At 71.0% G+C, this 8195-nt stretch carries 7 protein-coding genes; 5 read left to right on the forward strand and 2 right to left on the reverse strand.

The window, feature by feature from the left end:
• Positions 1-1491 (forward strand): ATP-dependent helicase (locus NQ160_RS14235; protein WP_257515866.1); only part of this gene is annotated, 1491 nt, incomplete at its 5' end.
• 3 nt (positions 1492-1494) lie between these two features.
• Here the strand turns inward: NQ160_RS14235 and NQ160_RS14240 are convergent.
• On the reverse strand, positions 1495-2592 hold the full coding sequence (locus tag NQ160_RS14240) for a PucR family transcriptional regulator (RefSeq protein WP_257515867.1): 1098 nt from the start codon (positions 2590-2592) through the stop codon (positions 1495-1497).
• A 174-nt stretch (positions 2593-2766) separates the two neighbouring features.
• Between NQ160_RS14240 and codB the strand changes: the two genes are divergently transcribed.
• The 4 genes from codB (at position 2767) to ligD (ending at position 7803) form a co-directional block, all read left to right on the forward strand.
• Complete coding sequence (codB, locus tag NQ160_RS14245; RefSeq protein ID WP_257515868.1) at positions 2767-4077, forward strand: cytosine permease; 1311 nt, start codon at positions 2767-2769, stop codon at positions 4075-4077.
• A 3-nt stretch (positions 4078-4080) separates the two neighbouring features.
• A complete protein-coding gene (locus NQ160_RS14250) occupies positions 4081-5616 on the forward strand; it encodes an amidohydrolase family protein (RefSeq protein ID WP_257515869.1) in 1536 nt (511 codons plus the stop codon).
• A gap of 72 nt (positions 5617-5688) precedes the next feature.
• Complete coding sequence (locus NQ160_RS14255) at positions 5689-6708, forward strand: SseB family protein (protein WP_257515870.1); 1020 nt, start codon at positions 5689-5691, stop codon at positions 6706-6708.
• Positions 6709-6771: 63 nt separating this feature from the next.
• The gene (gene ligD / locus NQ160_RS14260) at positions 6772-7803 is read left to right on the forward strand and encodes a non-homologous end-joining DNA ligase (RefSeq protein ID WP_257515871.1); all 1032 of its coding nucleotides are present in this window, start codon (positions 6772-6774) and stop codon (positions 7801-7803) included.
• Between the two features lie 3 nt (positions 7804-7806).
• Here ligD and NQ160_RS14265 read toward each other — a convergent pair.
• The coding region (locus NQ160_RS14265; RefSeq protein ID WP_257515872.1) for an AI-2E family transporter at positions 7807-8195 on the reverse strand (389 nt) is incomplete at its 5' end.

The following is an 8195-nucleotide window of genomic DNA, read 5'->3' on the forward strand; positions in this document are numbered from 1 at the left end:
GTGGTGCTGCTGGAGCAGAACTACCGTTCGACGCAGAACATCCTGTCGGCGGCGAACGCCGTCATCGGCAACAACTTCGACCGCAAGGACAAGAAGCTGTGGACCGACGTCGGGGCGGGGGAGAAGATCGTCGGCTTCACCGGCTATTCGCAGCACGACGAGGCGCAGTTCGTCGCCGACGAGATCGACCGGTTGCGCAAGGCCGGGGTCGGGTACTCCGACATGGCGGTGTTCTACCGCACCAACTCGCAGTCCCGTGCGCTCGAGGAGATCTTCATCCGCTCGGCCGTGCCGTACAAGATCATGGGCGGCACCAAGTTCTACGAACGCGCCGAGATCAAGGACGCGCTGGCTTATCTGACCGCCGTGGCGAACCCCGCCGACGAGATGGCGGTGCGCCGCATCCTCAACCGTCCGCGTCGCGGCATCGGCGATGTCACCGAGACGGCCATCGCCCGCTACGCCGCCGAAGAGCAGATCACCTTCCGCGACGCGCTCGCCAACGCCTCCGCACTGGGCGTCGGGCCGAAGCTGCAGACAGCGATCTCGCAGCTGGATGCCGTGCTGGCCGAGGCATCCGACCTCATGCTGCCCGCCTCCGGGGAGCTGCCGCCGCCGTCGGCGATCGCCCAGGGGCTGACGCTGCTGCTGAACAAGAGCGGCTACCTCGACGCCCTGCGGCGGAGCAAGGACCCGCAGGACGAGGCGCGGGTGGAGAACCTCGACGAGTTCGTCGCGGTCGCGCGCGAATTCGCCCGCAACAATCCCGAGGGCACGATCCTGGACTTCCTCACCGATGTCGCCCTCGTCTCGGATGCCGATGACCTCGACGACGGATCCGGCTCGGTGTCGCTGATGACTCTGCACACCGCCAAGGGCCTGGAGTTCGACACGGTGTTCCTCACCGGCGTCGAGGAGGACCTCATCCCGCACCGCATCTCGACGGGGGAGCCGGGCGGACCGCAGGAGGAGCGGCGCCTCTTCTACGTCGGCATCACCCGCGCACGCAAGCGCCTCTACCTGTCGCTGGCGATGACCCGCGCGCAGTTCGGCGAGGTCTCGGCGGCCATGCCCAGCCGGTTCCTGCAGGAGATCCCGGCCGACCTCGTGCACTGGCGGCAGTCGCCCGGCGACGTCAACTCGCGCGGCGGCACGCAGTCGCGGGCGCTGAACGCGCGGCGCCCCGGCGGCGGCTCCGGCTCGTCCGGGGGCTTCGGCGGAGGGTCGCGCTACGGCGACGACCTGGTGCCGCTCGGGCGCTCCGCCCGCGTCACCGACCCCAGCCGGTTCCCGAACCGTGTGACGGCGAAGGTGCGCGACAACGGCGATCTCGAGCTCGCCGCCGGCGACCGCATCCGCCACGACGACTTCGGCGAGGGTCGGGTGGACACCGTCACCGGCGAGGGCGCCAAGCGCATCGCCCACGTGCGCTTCGACACCGCCGGGGCCAAGAAGCTGCTGATCAAGGTCGCGCCGATCGTCAAGCTCTGAGCGTCAGTCCCTGTGTGCGGCCAGCGCGACGAGGAACGCGGCGCGGCCTCGCGGCTCCAGCGGATTGATGCCGGTGAGCGCCTCGATGCGGGCGACGCGCTTGCGCACCGTGTTGATGTGGACGAACAGGTCGTCGGCCGCTGCCTGCAGTGTCGCCGCGCCGTCGCAGATACGCTCCACCGTCGCGAGCAGGTGCGTCCGGTGGCGTGCGTCGTAGGCGCGCAGCGGCGCCAGCACGTGATCGCGGAAAGGGGCGAGCTGATCAGGGGTCAGTCGCTCGACGAGCCCTTCCCAGGTGGCGAGGTCGCGGGGACCGCGGGGCTCGCCCACGCGTGACGCGAGGGCGGCGGCCGCCGTCGCCTCGCGCAGCGCCCCCGGGAGCCCGGTGATGCTCACCGGCCCGCTCCAGCCGATCGGTCCGTGCCAGCCCGCCCGGTCGGGCCCGGCGCCCAGCCCGGTGGCCATGAGCGAGATGGACAGCCCGCCGGTGGTTCCCCGGACGGCCGCGCCGTCGGGGTCGGGCAGGGGACCGCGGGCGGCCAGCACCCACATCGACGCCGCCTCTCCGAGGGTGCCGTCGATGTGCTCGCGCAGCACGATCGGGCTGGCATGGCCGCGGCGCACCATGTCCATCAGCGCCCCGACCTCGGCGCGCGCCCGCTCCTGGGTGGCCCGCGACTGCTGCTCTGCCGCGATGCGGCGGGTGATCTCGACGAAGGCCACCGCGGGCGGCACCGACAGCATGGCGACGTCGCACGCGTTCACCGCCCGGGTCAGCGCGGGGGGCACCGTGTGCGACACGACACCGAGCGCGAACCCGACGGCCGCCGGACGAGCTGCGCAGACCGCACGGGCGAACGCCTCCTGGCTTGCGGCGTCGTGCATCGAGATGCCCGACGTCAGCACTACCTCACCGCCGCGCAGGTACGGCGACGGATCCAGCAGGTCGGTGGGCAGCGCCCACCGCACCACTCGATCGAGGCCCACCTCGCGGCCGACGAGGTCGACCCGCGGGCCGTCCCACGTCAGCAGCTGCGCCACGCGCAGCTCGCCCTGCGCGTCCCCGCCGCCCTCGCTGTCGCCTCTGCTGGAAATCTCCACGCTCCGACGGTACGGCGGCTGTGTTTCCCCACCGTAACCGCGGCGTTTCCCCGGGGTGGAGGTTCGTACACGTCCCGGCAGCCGGCGCTGTGGGCGCCACCACTTGTCGTGGCCGTGCAATCGCCGCGAAACAATCCGGGGCTCTGATGGGACCACTCGGAAAGGAGCACCCTCATGGTCACCATCGCCCCACCCGCACAGCCCAGCCACCCCGTCGAGACCACCGACGCCGACTACCCTCTCACCCGTGTTCCGCGCGGCGCCCGCCAGGGGTGGTTCGCCGTCGTGGTGGTCGTCGCGGGCTTCGTCTTCTTCACCCCCACGATGGTGACCGGCGGTCAGGTCGCCGGTGCATTCGGATTCACCGGCTTCCTCGGTGCCGCCCTTCTCGCTGCGGGCATCCTCGCCCTGTACGTCGCCGCGCTCGGCGCGGCGAGCGCCCGCACCGGCCTGTCCACCGTGCTGCTGTCCCGGCTCGTCCTGGGTCGGGTCGGCGGCAAGTGGGCGTCACTGGTCCTCGGCGGCACGCAGATCGGCTGGTACGGCATCACCGTCGGCATCTTCGCGGACCTGCTCGCCTCCGCCCTCGGATGGGAGGTGTCGTGGCCGCTCGCCATCGGCGGCGGCATCCTCATGGCCACGACCGCCTACTGGGGGTTCAAGGGCATCGAGGTGCTGTCGTGGGTGTCGGTGCCGCTGATGTTCGCCCTGTGCATCTGGGTCACCACGCTGTCGGTGAATGAGGTCGGCGGGTGGGGCGGGATGTTCGCCACCACCGGAGACGGCTCCATCCCGCTGGGCCTCGCGCTCACCATGATGATCGGCACGTTCATCTCGGGCGGCACCCAGATCGGCAACTGGACGCGCTTCGCCCGCACGGCGCGCGGCGCATTCGTGGCCACCCTCGTCACGGTGATCATCATCGAGAGCGCGATGCTGATCTTCGGCGGCATCGGCGCCCTCGCCTTCGGGGAAGCGGACTTCACGGTGCTGCTGTTCACGATGGGCCTCGCCGTCGTCGGCGTCTTCATGCTCACGTTCAACCTCTGGACCACCAACGACAACGCCGCCTACGCGTTCGGCGTCGCCGGAGCGGAGATGTTCGGCAAGAACGACAAGCGCCCGTTCGTGATCGGTGGGGTCATCATCGGCATCGCCCTCGCCGTGAGCGGAGCGGCGGATGCCATGACCGGCTTCCTCGTCATGCTCGGCACGGTCATCCCGCCGCTGGGCGGGGTCATCATCGGGACGTTCCTCTTCGTGTGGCGGCGCCGCGACCCGGGGCACGACCTCGACGCGGTCACGCCGTTCATCTGGCCCGGCATCGCCGCCTACCTGCTCGGCACGGCTGCCGCGGTCTTCGGTGTCGTCACCGGCATCGGCAGCCCGGCTGTGCAGGGCATCATCGTCGCGATGATCGCCGCGCCTGTCTGCCACCTGATCGCCCGCCGCACCGCGGCATCCGCCCCCGTCACGAAGGCCTGAACCATGAGCACCACCGTCATCCGCGGCGCCCACGTCATCACGATGGACGCCACGACCGGAGCCACCCCCGTCCGCCGCGACCTGCGCATCGTCGACGGCAGGTTCGCCGAGATCTCGACCGAGATCATCCCCCGCGACGGGGACGAGGTGATCGACGGCGCCGGCATGCTCGTGACGCCGGGATTCGTCAATGCGCACACCCACTCGTGGGAGTACCTGTACAAGGGGCGCTACGACAACCTGCCCCTGGAGCTGTGGATGCTGTACTCCTACCCGATCCTCGGCGGCGCGCGGCTCGACCCCGACATCATCACCCTGCGCACCCTCATGTTCGCGATGGAGTCGATGAAGAACGGCGTCACGACCCTCATCGACGACGTGCTCGAGACCCCGGGGCAGGACCTCGACCAGCTCGCCGCCGTCGCCGACGCGTACGAGGCGATCGGCATCAGGGCCAACGTGTCGGGTCACATCATCAACCGGCCGTTCGTGGACACCCTGCCCTTCGTCGCCGACCGGCTCCCCGCCGAGCTCGTGCAGGAGGTGCGCCGTCAGCCGACTCTGTCGGCGCAGGAGTACCTCGACTACTCGCGTACCGCGTTCGCGGAGCACCACGGCGCGGGCGACGGCCGCATCCGCTACATGCTGGCGCCCTCGGGTCCACAGCGGGTGACGGACGATCTGCTGGTCGGCGCGAACGCGCTCGCCGCCGAGTTCGACGCCGAGGTGCACATCCACGTGCTCGAGACGAAGATGCAGGCCGTGACCGGCGACGAGCTGTACGGCGGGCGCACCCTCGTGCAGCACCTCGACGAGATCGGAGCGCTGAGTCGCCGCACGACGTTCGCGCACGGCATCTGGGTCACGGACGAAGACATCGAGCGCATCGCCCGCGCCGAGGTGTCGGTGTCGCACAACGCCATATCGAATCTCAAGCTCGGCTCGGGCGTGCTGCCGTGGCGGCGCTACCACGACGCCGGGGTGAACCTCGGGCTCGGCACCGACGGCTGCTCATCGAGTGACACGCCGCGTCTCATGGAAGTCATGAAGACGGCGGCGCTCCTGCACAAGGTCACCGAGCCCGACTACGAGCGGTGGCCGACGGTGCCCGAGGTGCTCCACGCGGCCACTCTCGGCGGCGCGCGCAGCGGTGTGCTGGATGGCTCGGTGGGGTCGATCGAGGTGGGCAAGCAGGCCGACCTCGTGATGTTCGACACCGAGACACTGGCCTTCCTGCCGACGAACCGGCTGGAGAACCACCTCGTCTACAGCGAGAACGGGTCGTCGATCGTGCGCGTCATGGTCGACGGCGTGGTGACGGTGGAGAACGGCCGGCTGACCCAGATCGATGAGGATGCCGTCATCGCGGCGTTCCGGGCGGTCATGCCCCGCATTCGGGAGGAGCAGGACCGCCTCGACGCCGTCAACGCCGCCTTCGCCCCTGTCTTCGCGGGCGCCTATCGTGAGTCGGCGGCCAGGCCGCTGTCGATCAACCGCTGGATCGGCAGCGAGAGCGAGTGGGTGCGCGAGCTGGTCTGACAGGCGACGGGGACCCGAGCATGGACGATCCGGGTCCCCGTCGCCTTCCCACCCACCGGCTACGCTCGACAGATGGCTCTGTTCTCCCGGCGCGACAAGAAGACCACTGCACCCGACGAGGTCGAGACGGCTGACGTGGCCCCCCAGCAGGAAGCGCCGGGCGTCGACGCCGAGGCGGTGCCGCAGGTGAACATCTCGATGTCGACCTTCGGCAAGCCCGCCCCGGCGGCCCGGCCGGCGTCGGTGCCCGTGCCCGAAGGTGCTCAGCGGGTGCAGCGGGGACCGGCCGAGGCTCCGGCGCGCACCGAGAGCGTGCCGGGACTCCCGGACAACGTGCTCGTGCGCCAGGCGCTTCTGGCGCTGCCGGAGCAGCCCGAACCCCTCGACATCATGATGCTCATGCGCCAGCTGCTGCAGGGCCATCTGTTCGTCCGCGTGCGCGGCGACGCCCGGGCGCAGCTGGCCGAGGGCAAGCAGCTCACCATGGCGGTCTCCGCGGTCGGCGACGACCGGTACCTGCTGGCGTTCACCGGTGGCGACGCGCTGCAGGCCAGCGTCGCGGCCGACGGCGACAAGGAGACCTCCGCGATGGGACAGCCCGTCGGCGCGATCCTCCGCAACGTCGTCGACGGCCCGTACGCCGGGTTCGTCCTCGACCACGCGACCCCGGGTCGTCGGGCCATCCTGCCCAAGGCCCTCGTGGAGAAGACCCTCCAAGACGCCGACCCCGAGTTCACGCTGAAGAACCTGCTCGCCGGCGAGCGCACCGAGGAGACTCCCGCGGCTGTGGGGGCAGCCCTCGCGACCACCCGTGTGTGGGTGGCCGCGGGCGCGGTGCCCGGCGAGGAGAAGCGCATGGGCGTCTCGGAGGTGCGCGGCGCGAACGGCTCCCGTCACCTCGAGGTGTTCTCGCACCCGCTCGAGGTCGCGGTGCTCGGCCGCAACGACCGCGCGGTGCCGCTCACCCCGCAGCAGCTGTCCAAGGCGCTCGTCGCCGACGCCGGCCTCAGCGGCGTCGTCGTCGACCCGGCCGGTCCGTGGATCATGCTCGACCGGTCGGCGCTCGCCCCGGTCATCGCGCTCACCGCCTGAGCCGCCCCGCGACACCCCGCACCGGGCGGTGCGCCGCGTGGGCTGCGCCCCTAGGGTCGGGGCATGGCATCGGAGCGCATCACCCTCACCGTCCCCGGTCCCGACGGCGACCGGGAGGTCGGCCTCTCGAGCCCCAACCGGGTGCTGTGGCCCGATCTCGGCATCACCAAGCACGAGCTGGCCGAGTACGTGATCGCGGTGGCCGAGCCGTTCCTCACCGCCAACGGCGACCGGCCGGTGTCGCTGGAGCGCTTCCCCGCGGGCATCGACGGGGAGCGGTTCTACTCGAAGAACCCGCCCAAGGGCGCGCCGGAGTACGTCGACGAGGTCATGGTCACCTACAACAGCGGGCGTCGGCATCCGCAGGTCGTCCTCCGCGAGATCGCCGCCGCCGTCTGGGCCGTGCAGATGAACACCGTGGTCTTCCATCCGTGGGCATCGCTCGCGGCCGACACCGACAACCCCATCGAGCTGCGCATCGATCTCGACCCGCAGCCGGGCACCGACTTCACCGATGCCGCCGCGGTGGCGCCGGCCCTGCGCGACGTGCTCGCCGAGGCGGGGCTGACCGCGTTTCTCAAGACCAGCGGCAACCGCGGTATCCACGTCTTCTGTCCGATCGAACCCACCCACGAGTTCCTCGACGTGCGCCACGCCGTCATCGCCGCCAGCCGCGAGCTCGAGCGGCGGATGCCGCAGAAGGTCACGACGAACTGGTGGAAGGAGGAGCGCGGAGAGCGCATCTTCCTCGACTTCAACCAGGCCAACCGCGATCGCACGATGGCGGGCGCCTACAGCCCGCGGGCGCTCCCCGGTGCGCCGGTGGCGACGCCGGTGACATGGGACGAGCTCGCGGCGGGGGTCGACCCCGCCGCCTTCACCGTGCGCACGGTCCCCGCGCGACTCGCGGACGTCGGCGACCCGTGGGCGGATCTGCAGGCCGCTCCCGGGCGCATCGACACGCTGCTGCAGTGGTGGGAGCGTGACGTCGCCGACGGGCTCGGTGAGCTCCCGTTCCCGCCGGACTTCCCCAAGATGCCGGGAGAGCCCCCGCGGGTGCAACCCAGCCGCGCGCGGCAGCCCGAAGAGGGCTGAGCCCTACGACACCGGCTGGGTGACGGGGTGCTTGGCAGCCTCGGCGACCGCCTTGCGCTTGCGACGCGAGCGGGCCCAGCGCTCCGGGGAGCCGGCCTCAGCCTCATTCGGCTTCGGGCGCGCCCACCGGGCGGGCTTGTTGTCGCCGTCCCAGACCTGCACGGCGCCCCATACGACGGCCGTGATCGGTACCGCGAGTACGGCCCCGAGGATGCCGCCCAGCACCGTGCCGACGGTCAGCGCGATCAGCACGACGAAGGCGTGAAGCTTCATCGACCGTCCCATGAGGACCGGCTGCAGGAAGTTGCCCTCCAGCTGGTTCACGAGCACCACGACGCCGACGACGATGAGCGCCACGACCCAGCCGTTGGCGACGAGCGCCACGAGGGCGG

The sequence above is a fragment of the Microbacterium sp. zg.Y909 genome (assembly GCF_024626565.1).